We start from the raw sequence: 21,930 nt of genomic DNA on the forward strand, positions 1-21,930 counted from the left end.
GACAGAGACAAGAGAAAATAGACAAGACAGAAAACTGTTATCTGTTCCACAAACTCTTGCGCGAGGAATTATTTACCCCGGCGAAATTGCTCGCCGAATAATGGGTAGAGTGACTTTCGGTGAACAAGGCCTTCTGTCCGCGAGCGGGGCGTCTGCTTCGAGAATCAGTCCTATGACCTGGAAAATCTTCGCCCCTGATAACAATAACAGACCGAGAGAAAACGCAGTGGAAATCCCTCCGAACCTCTCGCCTGCCAGAGTCGCTACAGGCCCCTTCAGCAGACGCGATTTGCTGCGATGGTTGAGCCTCGGTTTGACGCTGGTGCTTAACGGGGATGTGCATCCGGTTCTGGCAGAGGTGGGGGCATCCCGCGGTCCCAATGAACCACCTCGTGGGAAAGCCGCAAAGCAGGAGGCGGTCAGCCGGATTCCCCTTGACCAGCTCAGCCCGACCTGGCGGGGGCAGGTCCTGGAAGTGGTCAACCATGCGGCCATGTTCCAGGTCATGAATTCCCCCATCATCGAGTGTGAGCCGGAATTCTATCGCTTCCTCGTCGAGCATCCCGAGGTGATTGTTGCCATGTGGCAGGCGCTGGGGATCACCAAATTGAAACTGGACGTGCTGGGTCCCCGGCAGTACCGCCTTGACGATAGTGCGGGCACCATTGCCCAGGTGGTTTACATCTACACGGGTACAACGCAGCACGTGGTGTATTCGGAGGGGAGCTACTCGGGCCCTCTCATGCTGCGACCGGTGCGGGGGAAAGTGGTCGTTGTCCTGAACAGCAGTTTCTTGCGGGAGGCGGGCGGAACACCGTATGTCTCGGCCCAACTGGACCTGTACGTACAGGTGGAACAGGCAGGCATGGAACTTCTCACACGGGCGATCCATCCCCTGCTCGGTTCGATGACGGAAAACAACTATCAGCAAACGATGAGTTTTGTAGGCTCGGTGTATCGCACAGCCCGACTCCGCCCCATCACTTTGCAGCGGCTTACGGCCGATCTCAAGATCGACTCCCAGACCCGGCAAACCCTCGCCGACTGGATTACCCGCATCAGTACTTGGGAAGAGTCCGAGCAGACGCGTGCTGCGATGGCTGATGGCCTGCCCAGCCTGGATGAACAAAGCCTTCGCCCGGAAAGGATCCTTCGCCAGTAATCGGCCTGCCCATTCATGGCAAAGAGTTCGGCAAGTGAGCGCCTATGACCACCCTCAGCCTTCCGCGGGTTTGGAAACAGGACCTGCGGCCAACTGCAGGGCGAGGTCGTGAAGGGCCTTGATGTCGAGTTTTCCTGTGCCCAGCACGGGGATTTTTTCCACCCGATAGAAGTTTTCGGCTTCCGGGACCCAGAGAGCGGGAAAGCCATCATCGAGGAGTCGCCGCACGAGTTGCTCCGGCGTGTGCCGCAGTTCTGTGTAGAGAACAACGAGACGTTCGCCCTTTCGCGGATCTGGTACCCCCGTCACCGCCAGTGTGATCGCTTCCTCGTCGCCTCGGCCCTCGATCTTCCCCAGGGCCTCTTCGATGGCCAGATGGGGCACCATTTCTCCGGCAATTTTTGAGAACCGGCTCAGACGCCCCGTGATACTGAGAAAGTTGTCGTCATCCACGAGGGCGATATCCCCGGTGATGTACCAGCCATCCTGAATGACTTTCGCCGTCTGCTCAGGTTGGTGGAGATACCCCTTCATCACATTGGGACCTTTGACGCAGAGCATGCCGGGGACGCCAGGTCCGAGATCTTCCCCGGTTTCAAGGTCCACAATTTTCACCGCGACGCCCGGAATAGGCCGCCCCACCGTGCCCTGTTTGGCAGAAACGAACCACGGCTCCCGGACACGGGAAGGCGGAATGTTGGAAGACACCACCGGCGACAATTCCGTCGTCCCGTACCCCTCCCAGGGACGCACACCGAATTTTTTCTCGAAGGCATCGGCGACCTCCGGTGGGAGTTTCTCTGCCCCCGTGATGACGACTTCCAGATGGGCGAACTCTTCCGGCTCGCAGCGGCGGATGTAGTTTCGCAAGAAGGTGGGTGTGGCCACAAGAATGGTCGCCCGGTATTTCTTGCACAGTTGGCCGATGGGCCGCGGCTCCAGGGGACTGAAGTGATAGACTACGGTGGGCTTAAGCTGAAGGGCCGTCCAAAGTGTCGTCGTATAGCCGAAAGAATGGAAAAACGGCAGGATTCCACACAACACATCGTTCCGTCGGAGATGAAGAATCTGATTGAATGCCGCGACATTGGAGCCGATGTTGAGATGGGTCAGCATCACACCTTTCGGCTTGCCCGTCGAACCGGAGGTGAAAATCACCGTGAGCACGTCATCCGGTCGGACTCTGTGCAGCCCCAGGATGCGTTCCAGGAGCCAGGCGGGTAGGAGAAGGGCCTGGAGGGCGGCCACCAGCTTGTCTGCTCTGGTGATCTGCGACCGCAGGTCCTCCAAATACACGACTTCAGCATCAAGATGGAAAGGAAATCGCTCGAGCACCCGGCGACTTGTGAGGACGTGGCGGATGCCCGCCGTCTTGATGCAATAGTTGATCAACTCTTCGGAAAGCGTGTAGTTGAGATTCACGCTGATGCGGCGGTCCACCGCTACCGCCGCGTTGGCGACCACCCCTGCCACCGAAGACGGCAGGAGGATCCCCACGTGGGTCTCATCATCGGCCAGAATCCGTCGTCTCAAGAACCGTCGCAGTGCCAGAACGGTTATGAGGAGTTTTCCACCAGTGAGTTCGATACCGGTCGTGTCCGCCAGCTTCCGCCGCCAGAAAAGGCTCCGGGCGGTCCGCAAGAACTGCCGCGGGGGAATGTGGGCGATCTCCTTTCGCAGCGCCACCGCTTTCGCTGCCAGGAGACTGACGGCCAACTGAGCTTCCCACGGGCGCTGCACATGACGCAGCGGTTCACCAATGTAAAGCGTCACCTGCAAGCGTCGCAGCCGAGGCCACTTCCAGAAATAGCGACCACCTGAATAGCTGAAAATGCTCCCCCAAACACCGTCGATATAAACAGGGATGACCGGCACATCAAGGCCCCGGGCGATCTTCAGAAAACCGGGCTGAAAGCCCCGCATCTGGCCTGTCCGCGTCATGCCACCCTCGGGAAAAATGCCCACCAACTCACCGTTTTGGAGGGCTTCTCGCGCCTGCCGTACGCCGTGCACGAGAGACTTGGAGCCGGGCACGATGGCGATCACCCCCGCCCGCTTCGCCAGGCTCCGAATCAATGGCGCGCTGATGTACTTGGCGTGAGCAATCATCCGGATCCGCCGGGGCATGGCCAGCATGATGAGCATCCCATCCAACCAGCTAATATGGTTGGAAACCACAATCGCACCTCCCTCGGCGGGAATATTTTCCAGCCCCACCACCCGAAAGCGATACACATGCCGGGCGATCCACCCAAAAAGAACACGAATAGCGTCAATAACCGTCAGCCAGAGGATCACTGCCGCGATCGGCAACGTGATCAGCCCAGCACACGCGAACATCTGGCGTGCTGAAAGTCCCAGGAAGCTTCCCAGAAACCAGTACACCACAGAGCCCGTGATCATGCCGGAGAAGCTCAAGAAGTTGTACGCCGCCAGGATTCTTCCCCGCTCGTACGTGGGACTTTCAAATTGCAGGATCGAAATGAGTGGAATGTCATAAAGCCCCGCCGCACAACCTAAAAGAAACAGGAGTAGACAGGCGAGATAGTAGGGCGAGGAGTTCCAGTGACCCATTCCCGCTGGCAGCAAAGTAAAGGAGAGGGATATGATGGCGATGCCGAACGCGCCGATCGGCACCAGCCCCCGTTCGATCCGTCCGTGAGACCACACGCCCGCCACCACGCTTCCCACCCCAATTCCCAGGGTGAGCGCCGCGAGCATCGGACCGACGGCGGCCTGGCCGGTCGGACCCACCAGTTCCGGCACGGCCAGCTTGTCGATGGTGAGCTGAAGGAGAAGACCCAGGGTCCAGAAATAGGTGCTTCCCAAACCGGCGAGGGCCAGCGTGCGATGGCGGAAAAGTTCCCCGAGATCGCGAAAACACTGAGCAAAGGGGTTGATCGGAATCCGCCGCGCAGGATCCGCAGGTGGCAGCGGCCGAATGAAAAGAGCGGCAAGCAACCCACCGACTCCGATTGCCAAAAGGCTGCTTGCATGGATCCACCAGCGATACTGGCCCGGACCAATTCCCAGCTGTCGGGCAAGGTCGGGATCGGGTAACGTCGTCAGACTGTAAAGCCAATTTCCCAGGGAACCGCCCACAATCACAGCGATCATCGTGGTCAGCCCGATCAGGCCGTTCGCCGCTGAGATCGCCCGCGGACCCACGATTTCCGGGATGCTCCCATACTTGGCCGGGCTGAAAAACGTGCTGTGCACACCGGCCAGAAAAAGAACCCCCGCCATCGCCCAGATGTTACCCATCAAAATCGAAGCGACCGCCATGAGGATGACGATCACTTCCGCGACCTTGGCCCCCACCAACACACTGCGCTTGCTGAAGCGGTCGGCGGCGGCCCCTGCCCAACCCGCCAGTAAAATGAACGGGAGCAAAAAGATAAACGAACCTGCCGCCCGGGCAATGTCCGCACTTTCCCCGAGCTGGCTCTGGGCGAGGTCCTTTCCAATCGGGATGAAAAGCCAGCGGAGGATGTTGTCATTGAGCGTGACCGTAAACTGCGTGATCAGCAGCGCAATGAAGCTCCGTGTCAGGAGCGTCTCTTTCTGACCTTCCAAAGGTTCAACCACGGAACGATTCATAGCCTTAGGGACACTTCTGGATCATGCTGTTCCGGCTCGGCACCACCCCCATTGTCTCTTCCCAAAACTCCTAGTTTACGAAGGATCGCTTCGAAAGGCATACTACACTTACCCCCCCATTGTGGCAATCGCAATTTTCCCGGCTATGCTGTCAAAAAACAGGCGTGACGGACTCCCAACAGGTGTCCGTCCCTTGTGCCTGTGACGGTTGCTTTCGCTGCCCGCCGAGGGATCCGGTCCCCGTTTGGCCCCATTTGGGCAATTCCAGCAGAACCAGCAAATCAATACCACAGAACGTTGCCGGTTTGGTTATACTGAGGGGAGAGAGTGTGCTCCCGATACGAAAGGACGACAAACGATGGCAGCTTCCCCGGGGCCGAGTGTTCCACCACCGGGCATCACAGTCTCCTGTCCGCACTGCGGGGTGGCCCTGCAAATTCCCGCGTCACAGGCCGGGGCGATCTGTGCCTGCCCAGTCTGCCAGGGAAAATTTCAGGCGCCGGTTCCGTCTGCGATGATGCCGGGGATGGGGCCGGGTGGCCCACCGCCTCTCCCCCAGCATGTCAGAGATTTTGTTTCCAAAAAGACCGCGGCCGGGGTCTGCGGCATCCTCCTCGGCGGCTTGGGAATCCATAAGTTTATTCTTGGGCTGACTTCCGCAGGCGTCATTATGCTCCTTGTGTCGCTGGTGGGTGGAGTATGCACCCTGGGAATCTCCACCGTGGTAATGAGTGTCATCGGGATCGTGGAGGGCATCATCTACCTGTCGAAAAGTGACGAAGATTTCTACCAGACGTACGCGGTGGAAAAGAGGCAGTGGTTCTGAAACACCCGGCCGCCCCGTGCCACGGCACAATCACCGCTGGTGACCGGAGAAGAACCGCTCGCTCCGTCTGTCACGCGGATGTCACGGCACCTGGTTCTGGAGAATCACCCGATCGATGTAGATGTTTGTCGGCGTTTGCGCCATGCTGCACCAGCCGATCCATGTGAGATCTTTAAACTGCTGGCTGCCTACGGGAAGGTCCTGAAATCTGGCCTCACCATCCGGTCCGACGACCCGGAGTTGCCATTTGCCGGTCGCCGAGCTGCCCACCGGGCAGATGATTTCCAGCGTGATCCATCTCTCCAGCGGCAATTTGGCCAGTTCCTTTCCGCCGACGGTCAATCGGCCCTCGCGGATCCACAATGACGGTCCAACCTGATAGGGCCCCGAGTCCCACGTCCGCCATTCGTGAAACAGCAGGGCCCCAGGTCCCAGCCACACGTCGAATCGCAGAGTGGTAACGCCGTTTGTATGATTCGGCCGAACGATCCAGTGCGGATTGAAGACGTTCGCCAACCCTTCGGCATCTCGCAGTAACAGCGACTTCTTACCGTCGGAGGCGCGCTCCGTCGTGACAACGACGGCATCTCCGCGGTTTTCCGAAATAGCCTGACCTTCTAGCGGTGGACGGCCGGCAGGCATAAACTCGAACGATTCGTCGAGCACCAGCGGCGGTGCCGGGGGAGGAGGCGGCGCAAATTCCACCGGCGGATATTCAAAACTCTCCGGAATTTTCCGCCACTCGGCGTCGCCCTCCAGTCCTGCCTGGGTGTAATCGAACGGCACAAAACCGATCTTGAAGGCCGGTGAATCCGGAAGCAACGTAAAATCACCCTTTTCCGGATCTCTGAACCGCGGATCCGCAATGATCGAACCGACATCCCAGCCTTTCGCTTGCCGTTCCTCCAGGGTCATTCCCTGAAAGTCGATCGGCTCTCGACCGCCATTCCAGTAGAGATTGGATGCAAACTTGACGAGATCGTCATTGATTCGGCCGGCCGTGATGAGGGGGCCGTTGTCCCACAGGACGATATTCCTTTCAAAAAAGAAGGAAATATGCTCCTCCACGCGGGATCGCTGAATTTGTCCATCCATGCTGTACGCAAAGATGTTATTCTCCACTCGGTTTTCCCGGCCATAGTGCTGATGGTAATTGCCCGTCTTTGTTCGATAGACGAGATTATTTTTCATCTCGATGTATGAACTACCTTCGTCGTTGTACAGACCCCAACCGCCGCGACCGTATTGATCATACGAATAAACGTCATGGATCACGTTATGACTGACGGTCGTCCCCGGCGAAACACCCAGGGTATAAACACCTCCCATGTCGCTCAGCACGCCCCATCCCAGATGGTGAATACGATTGAATTCAATACGATTGTGATGGGCCAGCGATTCTTTGTAACCCCACACCCAACCCACGGAAATGCCTGTGTAGTAGAAATCGCTGATGTCGTTGTGGAGGACCTCGTTGTAACCGCTGTGGCCGATCCACACACCAATCGCCCCGTGATGGATGCGACCGCCACTGTGGATGATATTATTACGACACACGATATGATGCGTTTGCACCGCGGGCTGGCTTAAATCGCTGCCCCAGCCTTCGCCGATCTTCACACCACCGCCTCCCAAATCATCGAGCCAGCACTTTTCGATGCGGCAATGCGTGCAGCCCCGACGAAACCACACGCCAGAGATCCCCACATGTTTGATCTCGCACCCTTCGATATTCACATGGCGAGCACCGTCCAGCATGATAACAGCCGGAATCGTCACTTCTGCCTGACTATTAGCGTGACCTTCCGGCGGCAAGATATACTGGCTGTATTCGAAGACCAAACCGCGAAGCGTCACATGCTCGACCCACTTCTCGTTTTCCGGTTTTCCCGCAATGACGACAAACTCGGGAACGACAGGGGCGATGACGACCGCCGTCGTCATGTCCTCATCCGGTCGCGGATAGTAAAAGAGGGTCCCGTCCCGATCGAGAAACCATTCTCCCGGCTCATCCAGGGCGGCCCGAAAATTTTCCAGATGGTACCGGCAATTCGGCCCCCAGTAGGCAAAACCCCAGGGGATCGGAGCCGTGATGGTGACGATGTTCTGCTGGGGATCGACGCCGGCCAGGCGGGATCGCGAAGTCTCCCAGGAATGATAGGTCACCAGCGTCACGTCAGAGAGCCTTTCCCGAGGGATGTTGAAAAGGGGCGCGATATCTTCCCTCCGCGCCTGAAAGGCCCGATTGCTCGTTTCCACCGATTGGCCCGTGGCAGAATCCACGAAATGGTCAATCTTTCTCTGCACGTAGAAGTAAAACTTATTGGGACTTCTCGCGCGGGTTGCCCGCCGTCCATTGACCCACAGTTGTTCGAAATACCACTGGTCTGCGGCGACTTCCGGGATGTGTGTGGTCCACAGTCCATCAGGCTGTTTTTTCCATCCGGTGATGCGGCGGCCGCCGGTGAATCGAGGCTTTTCCGGCCCCTGCGCCTCGTAAATCACAGGAGATGCATCCGTGCCGCTGTCCTGCGGTTCCAGCACCAGCGGCTGGGAGAGGGTGTATTCCCCCGGCGCGATGCGGACGCGGAAAGTTCCCAAGCGGCCTTCCGCCCTCAGTTTGCGAATGACATCTCGGGCGGCTGTGAGACTGGCCAGCGGACCGTCGCTCCGATCCTGGTTCGGAGATTCGATCCTCCCCGACCACGCGTCGTTTCCCCGGGGACTCACGTAGATGACGGTTTCTTCACCGCGGATATCCAGCGAATTAACCAGTAAGACAGCAGCACACGTTGTCCAATACCAGATGGCACGCATGGGGCAGGCCCTCTGATCGCAATGATTCGGGCGGGAGCAAATTCCGATCGACGCCGTTTGGGTCGCGTTCCCGGGCCGCCAACCGTGCCCGTGAACGCGTAGGATTGTCCCTCATCGCAGCGGTCTGGACAAGTCCCCGATCTGGGTTTCACCCATCAACGGAGGGGCGTCTCTTCCGGCGCGTCCCGCGGTCCGACCACCGGCTGTTCTGGCGTGCCTTTTTCAGAGAGCCGCTTGACAAGCCGGATTTCATTGCCGCGTTCGTTGAAGGAGACCTCGTCCATGAAGGAATAGATGAGGAGCAGTCCCCGGCCGCATGGACATTCCAGGGATTCGGGATCGTGAGGGTTGGGCAGGACGGAAGGATCAAAGCCTGGCCCCTCATCGCGAATGACGAACTCGAGCTTCTGGCGGGAGAGTTCCCCGCGAAAATAGACCCGCCGATTGCAGTAAGGGGGTTCTTTTCGGCGGCGCTCCGCTAGTGCGAAATACTGGGCCTCGTCTTCTTCTCGAAGGGCCGAAGATAGCTCGAGATTGCCATGAAAGACAGCGTTGGAAAGGGCTTCCTGAAGGGCGATATTGATCCGCGTGATTTCGCCGCTGTCCAACTCGAGGCACTCCAGCAGGCCGTGCACAAAGTTCAGAATCGGTTTCAGAAGCTGACAATCACTCGCCAGGCTGAAGCTGAATCCACAATGCTGGAGGTACTGGTTGAGTCGCGAAATCTTGGCACGCTGGACGGCCGCCTCCGCCACCTGATGGACGGTGGGAAGGAGCCGCCGCGCTGCCCAGCTTTTTGCCACATAACTGCTGGCTCCACGTCGGAGGGCCTCCAGGGCCAGATCTTCACTCCCGTGTGCCGTCACAAGGATGACCGGCAGGCCGGGGAAAGCCTGCCGTAGCGCGGCCACCAGTTCTAGCCCGTTCATGCCCGGCATCAGCATGTCGGTCACAATCACATGGGGCGAATACTCGGCGACGAGACGGATGGCCTCCTCGCCGTTGGCCGCCGTGATGACCTCGTAATCAGACGACCGGGCCAGTAAACCGGCCAGCCACTGGCGATCACCCGGCGAGTCATCCACAACCAGGACACGGATCATCCATCAGGCCCTTTCTGAAAGAAAGGTTTCTCGCAAGTTGTGTGGCCTGTCACGCTGTGTAAAGGTGCGACAATTCGCCAGCGCTGTCAAGTCTCGGAGGCCGCGTTCCCTGGAGATGGCTCCTTTCTTGAGGAAACCAACCTTGGGATATTTTCGCCCTGGCCGAGTTCATTCAAGACCTGCTGGAGCAAATCCCGCAATCGCTGCAACCGCGCGGAGCAATCCGCCTCACGGTCGGTTTTTCCGAATGCTTCCACCGATGGTACCCCACCTGTCTCGAATTCCTTGAAAGTTTTCTCCAGCTCGTAGGCCACCTCGGCAGCCGTTTTCGCCCCAAAATGGCGGAAAGCACCTCCGAGAGTATGGGCGGCTCGTCGGGCGGTGGACCAATCCCGCCTTTCCAGGGCTTCTTCCAGCGCCTGCAATTGCCGGGGCATGTCTTCGCGGAATGTCACGATCAGCTCGCGGAGCAAATCGGGATCGCCCCCCGCGGACCGCAGCGCGTGCTGCCAATCCACCAGTGCTTTGGGCGACGGAGCGCTGCTTATGGGCACCGACGATGTCTCTGCAATTGTTTTGTCGGAAGCCCGAGACGGTCCTTGCGTGTCGGCCCTCACGGTTTGCCCTGCTGCCGTGCTGTCTATCACCGGCATCACCTGCGTTTCTCCCACGTGGACCCCACGGACCTCGTGAATGACGTCGGCGATGGTCTGGAAAAACTCCGCTGCGATGAACGGCTTGGCGATGTAGCCATCCATCCCGGCGCTGAGCGCCTGTTCCCGATCCCCTTTCAGGGCGTGCGCCGTCATGGCGATGATAGGAATTCGGGGCAGTCCCAAACGCGCTTCGCGGGCACGGATTTCCTTTGTGGCGGTCAGCCCATCCATCTCCGGCATCTGAATATCCATGAGGATCAAATCGAACTCGCCATCGGCGAGCGCCTCGAGGGCCTCTTTCCCATTGGAGACTGTGGTCACGTGGTGACCGTGCTTCTCCAGGAGCCCGATCGCCACCTTTTGATTGAAGGGACTGTCCTCGACCAGGAGTACCCGTAAGGGGGACAACTCGGGAAAACTGGGGGGAATCGTCACGGGGGTGGCCGGCCGAAATTGAAGTCCCAGGACCTCCGCCAGCACGTTGTAAAGCTCGGACTGTTTGACGGGCTTGCGGAGCACCCCAGCCACGTCCATCCGTCGGAAAAGTTCTGTATCGCCCGGCCGATCTTCTGAGCTGAGCACAATAATTGCCACTTTGTCGGCGGGATACCGTTTGCGGAGTTCCGCCACAAGCTGATAACCGTCCATCTGCGGCATCCGCACGTCGGTGATGACGACGGGTGGCGGGGCATGCTCTGCCTGCTCCATGATCTTTAAGGCCTCGGCACCTGACGCCGCCAGAACGGCTTCCAGACCCCAGCTTGCGAGCATCTCGGCCAAGATTCTTCGATTGGTGGCGTGATCGTCCACCACCAGGATTTGCCGTGTGCCGAAAGTATCCAGTTCGGGCGTGGGCGGGGCAGCGGGGGCAGCGCTGGGGATTTGAAAACGCGCGGTAAAGCGAAATGTGCTGCCACGGCCGGGTTCACTCTCCAGTTCAATCTGGCCGCCCATCAGATTGACCAGCCGCTGACAAATGGCGAGCCCCAGGCCGGTCCCGCCGTAGCGCCGCGTCATGCTTTGATCGGCCTGCTCGAACGCCTCGAAAATCCGCTTTTGCTTTTCCCGCGGGATTCCAATCCCCGTGTCCCGCACAACGAACTCGAGGACCGCCTCGCGCTCCTGGCGTTCTTTGGGGACAACCTCCACCACCACCTCGCCCTGCTCGGTGAATTTGATGGCGTTATCCACCAGGTTGATGAGGACCTGGCGAAGTCGCATGGGATCTCCCACGAGCTGATCGGGCACCTCAGCAGCGATGCGACAGGCCAGCTCGAGCTGTTTTCTGTGAGCCCGCACCGCCAGGGCCTTCATGGTGTCGCCCACCACCTCGCGGAGAGAGAACTCCACGGCATCCAGCTCCAGGCGGCCGGCTTCGATCTTGGAGAAATCCAAAATGCTGTTAATCAGGGCGAGGAGGGTATCGCCCGATTCGCGGATGATGCGGATGTACTCGCGCTGCTCGGGACTGAGAGGAGTCTGCTCGAGAAGCTGCGCCATGCCCAGGATGGCATTCATGGGAGTGCGGATCTCGTGACTCATATTGGCGAGGAATTCACTTTTCGCGCGGCTGGCTTCCTCCGCCGCCTCCTTCGCCTTTTCCAGAGCCCGTTGCACCGCCACCTTTTCCGTCACATCCCAGAACACCACCTGAACGCCAATAACCTGCCCCAGGGCGTCGTGGACGGGCGACTTGAGCACCTGAACATACCGCGTTTCGCCGTGCTTCTCGTATTCCTCGATGTCTTCGAACAGTTCACCGGTTTCCATCACGCGGCGATCGTCACGGCGGTACTTTGAGGCCAGATCCGGAGGATAAAAGTCGAAATCCGTCTTGCCAAGAATTTCCTCCTTGGACAATCCCAGAAGCCGGCAGAACGAGCTGTTGGCGAACGTGAAGTGACCCTCCCGATCTTTGCGCAACACATGCACGGGAAGATTTTCCACAAGCGATGCATACAGAGCTTCCGAATCCCGGAGTTCCCGCTCGATCTTCTCGCGAAAGCGGATCTCTTCCTCCAATCGCCGATTGGCCTCTTCCAAACGCTTATTGACCTGCAGGAGCTCCCACGTCCGCTGCGCCACAAGCTCTTCCGTACGGATGGAACGCCCTCCCAAAAGGTTGATGTAAAACGACAGAAGCAGCGAACACAAGGCGCCGGTGATCAGGACGGCCCACGATCCTGGCCCCCGACGCGCCGCCAGATACTCCGGGGAAACTTCCGCCCGAATCCGCCAATCCCGATCATCAAGCTGGATCCGCCGCTCAAACCGGGGTACTCCCTGAAGAGCTTCCCATTGGCTTTTCTCGCGGACATTCGCCTCCAGCAGTGTTTCCGGTTTGCCCGGCGAGGAGCCATCTTCCACCACGATCGACACGTTCTCGGCAAAGGCCCAGTTGGCCAGGGGCTGGAGCAGTTTTTCCACGTCCACCACCGCAACCAGCACGCCCTGACACTGCACCATTCGGTCTGTGGGTTGGGCGGGCACCGGCGTCCCATGGAATACCGGCGTGGCAAAAACCAACCATCGTTGGGCAAGCCAGTCGGAAGGGATTTTTGACGCGGCGTGTGCCGCCTTCCTGACCGCCCCCTGCGACTTCGCCACCTCCTCGCCGACTTTCTCCTGCCACTGGGATGGGTCAAGAACGCCAATTTTGGGCAGCAAAAACGTGCGATAGGGTTGGGCAGCACACCCTCCCTCCAGCACCGGTTGCCATTCACGCAGGGAAAACAGATCCAATCCTACAAGCCGGTCCAGCAAAGGACTCGGCTCGATATAGAGGATGGGAAAATAGATCGGTCGGCTGCCCAGGGGACGCGGTTCACCGCTGGGCGCCACTTCCCATAGGTTCAGTTGCAGGACGCCATGGTTTTCTGCCAAATCCAAGAACGCGAGCAGCTCATCGCTGTGCACCCGGGGAGCCCAGAGGACGAAATCCACGGCCGGGAACTGCTCAAATTGGGGGTGGCAAAATTCGCGAAATTCTTCTCTATGCACATCTTCCGAGGAGGCGAAAAAAGCGGCGAGGAACCGCACGAACTCCTCCGCCCGCCGGAGGTTGAATTCCAGGTCCCGCACCTGTGCGGAGAGCTGACCGGCAAACTGTCCACCGATGCGGCCAACTTCCCGCTGGACCGTGATCCGCCAGACATAGACGGTGATTGCCAGACCGAGCACAAAGACGGTGCCCGTGACCAGCCACAGGGTGAACCGGAACCGTCGACGGCCTTGCCGCGGGAGGGTCCCGTCCACCATCCTGTCATTCGCAGAAGACATGAGACAAGCCTGAAACCCGGCTAATGAGTAATCCCTCGTTCTCCGTCCCGCCCGACTCCGCGCCGCACCGAAGCCGGCTTCTCGGCCAGACCCACCGAAAATCCCTTCCCGCTTCTTTCCCGATAACCGGGAAACTCCTCCTTCGCCGAGCAGGAAAAACCGGGATCAACGGAAAAGTCTGCCACGAGAACCTCCCCATTCAACATTCTAACAGAAAAAGAATCGGAAGAAATAATCTGCGTATTTTCAGGAAACGGTTCCGGCGATAGAGTTTGAAAAAAAGAGCCGTCGCATTAGCCGATGGAGCGAAACAGGGCCGCGGCCTGAATGCCCGTGCTCATTCGCCGCAGCGGGAGCGATTCCCCCGCACCAGCAGCATGTCGGCAGGGTCAGCACCATTGCCATCCGTATTTCGGGAAGTTGGACGCCTTCGCAAACTGATCGCCGGCACCATGCGTGCCGACCGCTTTCGGTTTGCGCAGCGGTTGCGGCTTCTCAATCACCGGGCGAACCGGGGTGAATCCCTCGTCTCTGAACTCGACCGTTTGAAGAGCGAAATTGCTGCCTCGGCCGAACTCTGCCGTCAACGCCGGGAAGCCAAACCGCATGTGGAAATCCTTCCCCATCTACCGATCGCCGCTCAATGTGAAGCGATTGCCGCGGCCCTCCAGGAAAATCCGGTGGTCATTGTGTGCGGGGAAACGGGCTCGGGCAAATCGACCCAGCTTCCCAAACTGTGCCTGAAAATGGGGCGGGGTATTGAGGCGATGATCGGACATACGCAGCCCCGACGCATCGCCGCCCGCTCCATCGCCGCTCGCATTGCCCAGGAAATGGGCGTGACGCTCGGTCGTGAGGTGGGTTACAAAGTGAGGTTCTCCGACGTGACCTCCCCGGAGACCTACATCAAGCTCATGACCGACGGGATTCTCCTCGCGGAAACCCAATCGGATCGATTCCTCGAACATTACGACACGATCATCATCGACGAAGCCCATGAGCGGTCACTGAACATTGATTTTCTTCTGGGTTACCTGCGGCGTCTGTTGCAAAAGCGGCGGGATCTGAAGGTAATCATCACCTCCGCGACCCTGGATGCCGCGCGATTCGCCGAGCATTTTTCCTGGCGTGGCCGCCCTGCTCCGGTGATCGAAGTCCCCGGCCGATCCTATCCCGTGGAAGTTCGCTACCGCCCCCCTGTCCCGGACGAAGCCACCGGTGAGGCCGACTGGCAATCGGCGATCCTCGCCGCGATGGAAGAAGTCCTTCAGGAAGGCCCGGGGGATGTGCTCATCTTCATGCCCACGGAGCGGCACATTCACGAGACAACTCAACTCCTGCGGCGTCAGGCGACGGCTGATCCGCGTTTCCGAGAGTTGGAAATCCTCCCTCTCTATGCCCGGCTTTCTGCTGCCGAGCAGCAGCGGATCTTCGAGCCGCATTCGCACCGCCGGGTAGTGGTGGCCACCAATGTCGCCGAGTCATCGCTCACCGTCCCCGGGATTCGCTACGTGATCGACCCGGGAGTCGCCCGACTGAGTCGGTACTCTCCCCGCACCAAGACCCAGCGGTTGCCGATCGAACCGATTTCACAGGCCTCCGCGGAGCAGCGGAAAGGTCGCTGCGGCCGGGAGGGGCCCGGCATCTGCATTCGACTTTTCAGCGAAGAGGACCTTCTGCAACGCGATCGCTACACCCCGCCCGAGATCGTCCGCACCAACCTGGCCTCGGTGATCCTCCAGCTTATGGCGCTCAATCTGGGCCGGGTGGAAACATTTCCTTTCCTTGATCCTCCCCGGGCCGATGCAATCCGGGACGGATACAAGACCCTTTTCGAAATCGGTGCGGTGGACGAGGACGCAAAGTTGACCCCTTTGGGACGCAAACTTGCGCGACTGCCCGTCGATCCGCGCATCGGGCGAATGATTCTTGCTGCCCACGATGAAGGATGCCTTCACGAGGTGCTCATCATTGCGGCAGCTCTGGAGGTGGATGATCCGCGGCTCCGTCCTCCCGAGCGGGCGGCCGAGGCCGACCTCTGCCATGCCCAGTTCCGCCATCCGGAGTCCGACTTCCTCGGCTATCTCAAACTCTGGGACTTCTATCAGTCCCTGAAAGCCAAGCTCTCCCGGAGCCAAATGCAAAAGGCCTGCCAGCAGAATTTCCTGTCCTACAATCGACTCCGTGAGTGGTCGGATATTTTTCGCGAATTGCAGGAGATCGTGGCCGAGTCCGGGATGAAACTCAACCGCCGCAAGGACGATCCCACGGCAATCCACCGGGCGATCCTCACCGGACTGTTGTCCAACGTGGCCATGCGGCACAACCGCTACGAGTACACCGTGGCCGGAGGTGGCAAGGCCGTTCTCTGGCCGGGGTCCGGCGTCTTTGAAACCAAACCTGCCTGGGTGATGGCCGCCGAACTGGTGGAAACCGCCCGCCGCTATCTGCGGGTGTGCGCCAGGATCGATCCCGCCTGGGTGGAAGAACTCGCGCCCCATCTGATCAAAAAAACCTACGTGGATCCGTACTGGAGTCGGCGTTACGGGGCGGCCATGGTCTATGAGAAAGTGCTCCTTTTCGGCTTGCCCGTCGTGCCCCGACGACGAGTCCCGCTGGGACCTATCGATCCTCAAACCGCTCGGGAAATGCTCATTCAGCACGGTCTCGTGGAGGGCGAAATCGAGTGCCAGGCGGCCTTTTTCGAGCACAACCAGCGGCTGGTGCGAGACCTGGAAACCGCCCAGATCAAGCTCCGACGCCTGGACCTGCTTCTCGGTCAATGGGCTCAGTTCGACTTCTACGACCAGCGGATCCCCTCGCACGTGTACGATCTCCAGGGACTCCTCGCCTGGTGGAAGGAAGCGTGCAGGGAAAATCCGAAAATTCTCCACATGCAACCGTCGGACGTCCTGAAGGAGGAGCTACCGGCCGACGTGTCCACGCGTTTTCCCGACCACTTCATCGTGGAAAAGGCCCCCATGCCTCTGACCTATCGCTTCCAGCCGGGACATCCCGAAGATGGGGTCACCCTCACCATCCCCGTGGAAGTTTTCCATCACCTGGACCCGCGACGTTTGGAGTGGCTGGTCCCGGGGATGGTGGAACCGAAGGTGGCCGCCCTCATCAGGTGCCTCCCCAAGGAACTACGTCGGCGATTGGTGCCCATCCCCGAGAAAGCGCGGCAAGCCGTGGAGCTGATGCGGTTCGGAGAAGGCCGATTCCTGCCGGCTGTGGCGGAAGCCCTCTCGCGGATTTCTGGTGAAAAAATCCGTCTGGAGGATTTCCAGCTTGACAAGATCCCCCCTGAACTGCAAATGTCCATCAAGGTGGTGGACGATAAGGGACAGGTTCTGGCACAGGGCCGGGACTTCTGGCAACTGCGTGAAAAATTGGGAAGCCGGACCACGGTCGCCTATTCGGTCATCGACGATCCCGTCTGGACGAAAGACCATCTCCGTGATTGGCCCGATCAGGACCTCCCCGAAGAAGTGGAAGTACACCGCGGCGGCATTCCGGTGAAGGCGTTCCCGATGCTGGTGGACGCGAGGGACTCGGTGTCCTTACGACTGGCCGACAGTGCCGCCCGGGCGGCCTACCAGACCCGGTTCGGTCTCCGCCGCCTGCTCGCCTTCGCCACCCAGGAACGTCTCGATCCCCATTGGGATTGGTTTCCCGATCGGGATCGCCTCCGGCTCATCGCAACGCAACTTCCGGAATTCGACTTCCAGGACCAGCTTCTCCTTGCCCTCGTCGATCGCGCGTTCCTGGACGAGAGTCTGGTTGGGCCGTGGCTGATCGGGCAGTGGGGCCAGCTTCCCCGGACCCGCGACGAGTTCCGACGTCTCCGTCACGCCGGTCTGCAACGCTTGCCGCTGGCCATCCAGGAAGTGCTGTCGCTGGTTCGGCCGCTTCTTGATGGCTACCACCAGGCACGTCTGGCCGTTGAAAAACTCACTGCGCCCCAATGGGAAGAGGCCCGCCGGGATATCGAGGAGCAATTGAACGAGCTGGTGCGTCCCGGATTCTTAACCCACACGCCATGGAACTGGCTTCGCCAGTATCCGCGGTATTTCCAGGGAATTTGTCGTCGGGCGGAAGCCCTGCAACTGGGCAATGCGATCCGTGACCGGCAGGCCCTGGCCACCTTCCGCCCCTACTGGGAAGCGTACCTTAAGCGCCGTCAACTTCACGAGGAAATGGACATTTTCGATCCCGAACTGATTCAGCTCCGCTGGATGCTGGAAGAATTCCGCATTTCCCTCTTTGCCCAGGCACTGGGTACCGCCCTGCCTGTGTCTCCGCAACGGCTGGAAAAGCAACTCGCCCGCGTCCGGGGATAGGAAACCGGGTGGTCTATGGGGCCCTGTGTTGCCCGGACTACGCAGCCCCGTTTTGGTAGGGGCGATTCATGAATCGCCTACCACATTTAGATCAACGCCAGAGTTGCCCGATCCTGGTAGGGGCAATTCATGAATTGCCCCTACCGGTCAGGCACACAGTTCTAAAAACCCCAACATTAACGAAGCGGCGACCTACCCAATCGGTCGGCCTGAAACCCGTCTGCTCCCCGCTATCCGCCGGGAGGGCAAACCTTTCAACGCCACTGCATGTTCAGCTCCGCTGAGCCAGTTCGCGATCAATCCAGAACAGACCCTGCGGTGCATCCCCCACCAGCTTCAACCGCTGGACAATCGCGTCCACGGAGGCCTCTTCCTCCACCTGTTCATCCACGAACCAGCGGAGGAAACTCTGAGTGGCCACATCGCCTTCCTGCTCTGCCAGCTTCACCAGATCAAGAATTCGTTTGGTGATATGCTGCTCATGGGCCATCACGTCGTCAAACAACTGGGACAGTTTGGTCCAGTTATTGGGTGGCTGCTGAATGGCCTGAAGCTTCACCTCTCCCCGGCGAAGGATGATGTACTCGTAAATCTTCTTGGCGTGTTCACTCTCCTCTTTGGACTGGACTTCCAGCCAGTGGGCCGCTCCGGGCAGGTTGAGCGCATGGCACCGTGCGGCCATCGCTAGATAAAGATAGGAGGAATACAACTCGGCGTTGAGCTGATCATTCAGAGCTTGCAGTAGCTTTGCACTCAGCATGGCGTCACTCCTTTCCGTTGTCACATGTCAAAGGGGCCAATCGACTCGGCCACGGACTCGGCAGGTTTCCCTGTCAGGGCGTCCCGGACCGTGGTCTCTTTCCAGAATCGTGCGAAATTCATGTATTATTAGCGTCGCGATCAGAAAAGCAACTGGCGAAAGATCTGACCGATCCCCACTTCTGCAGAAACCTATAAGACACCACGGGCGAAACGCGTTGGTAGGGGCAATTGGCGGGGGCAATACTTGAATTGCCCCTAACCGTTCAACCGGCAATTGACCCGACCAATTAAAGCTCGCTCGGTGAAATGGGTCCTCCAAACTTGGAAAGCGGACCTGACAAGTACGTCCCTCCGGGTTAAATCTCGCTGGCACGCCAACTCGTGTGGAAGTCCGAGTATCCCGCAGCAATGAAAAAGCGAGAATGTGTCAGCCGAAAGATCGAAGACCGGCTGCGAAGGCGCAATCACTTCGCCTTTTCCCCTCAGAACCGGTAAAATTGATTATTATCGCCGAAAAGCTACCGTTTCTTTGTGCTCATGTCAGTGCTGATCTTCATGCTCATGTCAGTGCTGACATCACTTTGACGGCACCCTGGCTGCTAGGTTGGCGAAAGCATCACCGCCGTACAGGAATTTGAAGGACTACTCCATGAGCAATCCGGAGCCTGCCCAGAACCTTTTTGCGCGGCCACTCGAACTTCCTCAATTGCTCAGTGTTCAGAGTCAGGCGATTGTAAGCCGGATCCTCGTCAAACACCCCAGCGGATCGATCACACTTTTCGCATTCGATGAGGGCCAGAGCGTTGAGGAGCACACGGCCCCGTTCGACGCGATGATCCACGTTCTGGAAGGTGAGGCCGAAGTGAGTATCGCCGGAGAATGGCACCTGGTGCGTGCGGGCGAGGCCATCCTTCTGCCTGCCAATGTTCCTCACGCAATCCGGGCCCCCAAGGCCTTCAAGATGGTGCTCGTGATGCTCCGTCGGCCTTCCCAATAGTCAGGCTTTCCGGGAAAGATCTTCCTGGTTCATTCACCTGACGTGCTGACCGCATCGCACGGATGGCGCTGTTGATATCGCCTCGGTATCCTCTTACTGCGCCATTAAACTTTCCATACTCTGCGAAATACGCATACAACGAATCTTATCGAATTTCTCCAATACTTCTCGTCGATGCCGCCGATAGCGATAGCGGCAAACAGTTTCTCCGTGCAAACGGTAAAGGCTTGCCAACCCGCCCTGCCAAACGCATTTACCCACCTCAATGCCAAGGAGGAGTTGAACATGAGAAAAACCGCTTTCTCGACCGCCATCTTCGGCATATGCAGCTCGGCCCTGTTATTGATAGGATTGTCTTCCCTCCGCGAACCGATTCCCGTCCTGGCGCAGAACCGTTCTTCTGGAACTTCCGCCAGGTCTGCCGATACGCTGGCTTACGCCTCTGATGCGGAAGACTTCGCACTGCGCACCGACGAAGGCGCGACGACGAACGATCCTTTCAACGGAGCCTGGGACACAGGGCCCGTGCCTGATGACCCGCTTGCCGCCCGGGAGTCCGCATCCTCAGCCGGATCCACCGATCCCGCCAGTGGGTATCGCTATTATTACCGATTTGTGCCCCAGGATGAGGATTTTGTCTGGATTGAGGATTCTGACGGCTGGCAACCGAAAACCCACTATGCCGGGGATTCAGAGAATATCGATTTGTACGATTCTCCTCGCGATCAATTGACCGACTTGCCAGAGAGCGCGACACCCTCACTGGAGCAACAACCCCTTGAATCCGCGCCATACAGCTTTGTGGACGAGTACTCCCCCGAAGAGGCCGCCCGCTACGAAATGGCCCAGGAAAACCGGAGCGAGGAGAGTTCCTCCAGCCAACTCGAAATCGCTGAGGACGGCTATTTCCCGTGGTACCAGAAGTATTACTACCTGATGGGAAGTCAGGAACACGTCGGTACCCGCCCCAATTTGTGTCGTGTTGAGGAGGAAAAAACGGCCGAACCGACGCCGGCCCCTGCGACTGATCCCTCGGGCGATGCAACCGACGGTCCTGGCTACAGTTTTGATGGCCGGACCTGGGAGCCGGATTATGAGGCCGACGTCGCTGCCGCCTGGCTGTTTGCCGCATCGCGTAACCTGACGGGAGCGGACGAGGCCGCGGAGCGGCAGCTCGCCGAAATGTCGGACAACTCTGCCCAGGAAGAAATGGAATCGCTCCCCGACGAAGCTTATGAAGAATGGGACGTATATTCCGAAATGACCGATCCTGCTTTGGAGGTGAACTCGGATGAGAGCGTCATGTTGCCTTCCGACGAGAATGCCGAGGAGCAACTGGAATCCCACCAGGCTGTGATGCCCGAGGAAGAAGAGGACTTCTCCCGCGATGCCTTGGACGACTCCGGCGAGTACGAGTCGTACGATGATGCGATGGAATACAACGAGTCCCTCACTCCCGAGGAGCCTGCCGCACCGGAGGACGAAACAACCTGGACGATCGTCAATCCCGAGCCGATCGTCTCCTCCTCGGCCAACAGCGATGATGGCTCCCCGTCGACTCCGCTGATTTTCGACACCCCGTGGCACGGAGAACCGGGCGAGAACTTCTTCTGGGTGGAAAGCGACACCGTCCCCGAAAGCCCGGCCACGGTTGACCAATCCGCGGAATCCGAGCACATGGACTCCTCCTATGACTGGAACTCGGGTGACTGGGATGCAGGCAGCATGTGGGACGTGGATATGCCCGGGTATCGGATGAGCGATGAGGCCCCTGCTGTGGGGGGAAATCGGGGCGGCCAATTAGAGGATCAGCACGACTTGGAGGGCACCTCCGATCCTGCTGGGGAAAGCTCCCAAGGCGAAAATTTCCGGGGCGAAGGTCAAGAGGAAACTCCCGCCGAAGCTGGATCGGCTCCCTTGGACGAGGCAATGGATGAGCCGCTCCCGGACGCCATGTATACCGGGGAGTACCTGGAAGGGTCCTATCAATGGGAAAAGCCGAGTCTCCAGGAGAACGGCTTGGAAATGGACGTGGCTGAGCCAGTGGGGTCACAAGCGGTGCCCGCCGATGACGAGGGGGTGTCCCTCGAACGGGTCCTTCGCGGGTTGGCGGCCGCGACCATCGGTGCTTTCCCGCGGCTGGCTCTCCGGGACGTGAGCCTGGAAATCCCGGCCAACATTGAATGAGAAACTAACCTCGAACTCCCCCTTTCTGAACCGCCCCTGTGCCTGGCCTGACTTTCCCGTCGGGCCTTTTCTTTGCGCTCACGGTGACAGATTTCCGCCCTCGGCTTTGACTGCCGTCACCCGGACGAGAAGGCGGCTGACTGGAACTTTCCGAAAAGGAAATTTCTCTAATCGTTTGGCCGGGGGAACCGCAAGCTT

General features: G+C 59.0%; 11 protein-coding genes. 5 read left to right on the forward strand and 6 right to left on the reverse strand.

The genetic code is table 11. From position 1 onward, the window contains the following. The first annotated feature begins 172 nt into the window (after positions 1 to 172). Complete coding sequence (locus THTE_RS00510; protein ID WP_095413585.1) at positions 173 to 1,162, forward strand: hypothetical protein; 990 nt, start codon at positions 173 to 175, stop codon at positions 1,160 to 1,162. Between the two features lie 54 nt (positions 1,163 to 1,216). On the opposite strand, the gene THTE_RS00515 is transcribed toward THTE_RS00510, so the two are convergent. Continuing rightward, entirely contained in the window at positions 1,217 to 4,762 is a 3,546-nt protein-coding gene (locus THTE_RS00515; protein ID WP_095413586.1) for an MFS transporter, read from the reverse strand. 358 nt (positions 4,763 to 5,120) lie between these two features. Here THTE_RS00515 and THTE_RS18245 point away from each other — a divergent pair, with 358 nt between their 5' ends. Continuing rightward, positions 5,121 to 5,588 (forward strand): TM2 domain-containing protein, encoded by a 468-nt coding sequence (locus tag THTE_RS18245; protein ID WP_207651743.1) that lies wholly within the window; start codon positions 5,121 to 5,123, stop codon positions 5,586 to 5,588. Between the two features lie 81 nt (positions 5,589 to 5,669). Here THTE_RS18245 and THTE_RS00525 read toward each other — a convergent pair whose 3' ends face one another. The 4 genes from THTE_RS00525 to THTE_RS17785 form a co-directional block, all read right to left on the reverse strand. Continuing rightward, positions 5,670 to 8,405 (reverse strand): right-handed parallel beta-helix repeat-containing protein, encoded by a 2,736-nt coding sequence (locus THTE_RS00525; protein WP_095413587.1) that lies wholly within the window; start codon positions 8,403 to 8,405, stop codon positions 5,670 to 5,672. Positions 8,406 to 8,560: 155 nt separating this feature from the next. Next, on the reverse strand, positions 8,561 to 9,508 hold the full coding sequence (locus THTE_RS00530; protein ID WP_095413588.1) for an ATP-binding response regulator: 948 nt from the start codon (positions 9,506 to 9,508) through the stop codon (positions 8,561 to 8,563). 86 nt (positions 9,509 to 9,594) lie between these two features. After that, positions 9,595 to 13,443 (reverse strand): response regulator, encoded by a 3,849-nt coding sequence (locus THTE_RS00535; protein WP_095413589.1) that lies wholly within the window; start codon positions 13,441 to 13,443, stop codon positions 9,595 to 9,597. Between the two features lie 20 nt (positions 13,444 to 13,463). After that, complete coding sequence (locus THTE_RS17785; protein ID WP_157731560.1) at positions 13,464 to 13,628, reverse strand: hypothetical protein; 165 nt, start codon at positions 13,626 to 13,628, stop codon at positions 13,464 to 13,466. 87 nt (positions 13,629 to 13,715) lie between these two features. Between THTE_RS17785 and hrpA the strand changes: the two genes are divergently transcribed. Further along, a complete protein-coding gene (gene hrpA / locus THTE_RS00540; RefSeq protein WP_207651744.1) occupies positions 13,716 to 17,786 on the forward strand; it encodes an ATP-dependent RNA helicase HrpA in 4,071 nt (1,356 codons plus the stop codon). A gap of 271 nt (positions 17,787 to 18,057) precedes the next feature. Here the strand turns inward: hrpA and THTE_RS00545 are convergent, their stop codons facing one another. Further along, entirely contained in the window at positions 18,058 to 18,546 is a 489-nt protein-coding gene (locus tag THTE_RS00545) for a ferritin (RefSeq protein ID WP_095413591.1), read from the reverse strand. Between the two features lie 651 nt (positions 18,547 to 19,197). Here THTE_RS00545 and THTE_RS00550 point away from each other — a divergent pair. Both THTE_RS00550 and THTE_RS00555 read left to right on the forward strand, forming a co-directional pair. Then, positions 19,198 to 19,545 (forward strand): cupin domain-containing protein, encoded by a 348-nt coding sequence (locus THTE_RS00550; RefSeq protein ID WP_095413592.1) that lies wholly within the window; start codon positions 19,198 to 19,200, stop codon positions 19,543 to 19,545. 285 nt (positions 19,546 to 19,830) lie between these two features. Next, positions 19,831 to 21,732, forward strand: coding sequence for a hypothetical protein (locus THTE_RS00555; protein WP_095413593.1), 1,902 nt, complete (start codon positions 19,831 to 19,833; stop codon positions 21,730 to 21,732). Positions 21,733 to 21,930: the final 198 nt, after the last annotated feature.

The organism is Thermogutta terrifontis, from assembly GCF_002277955.1.
Classification (GTDB): domain Bacteria; phylum Planctomycetota; class Planctomycetia; order Pirellulales; family Thermoguttaceae; genus Thermogutta; species Thermogutta terrifontis.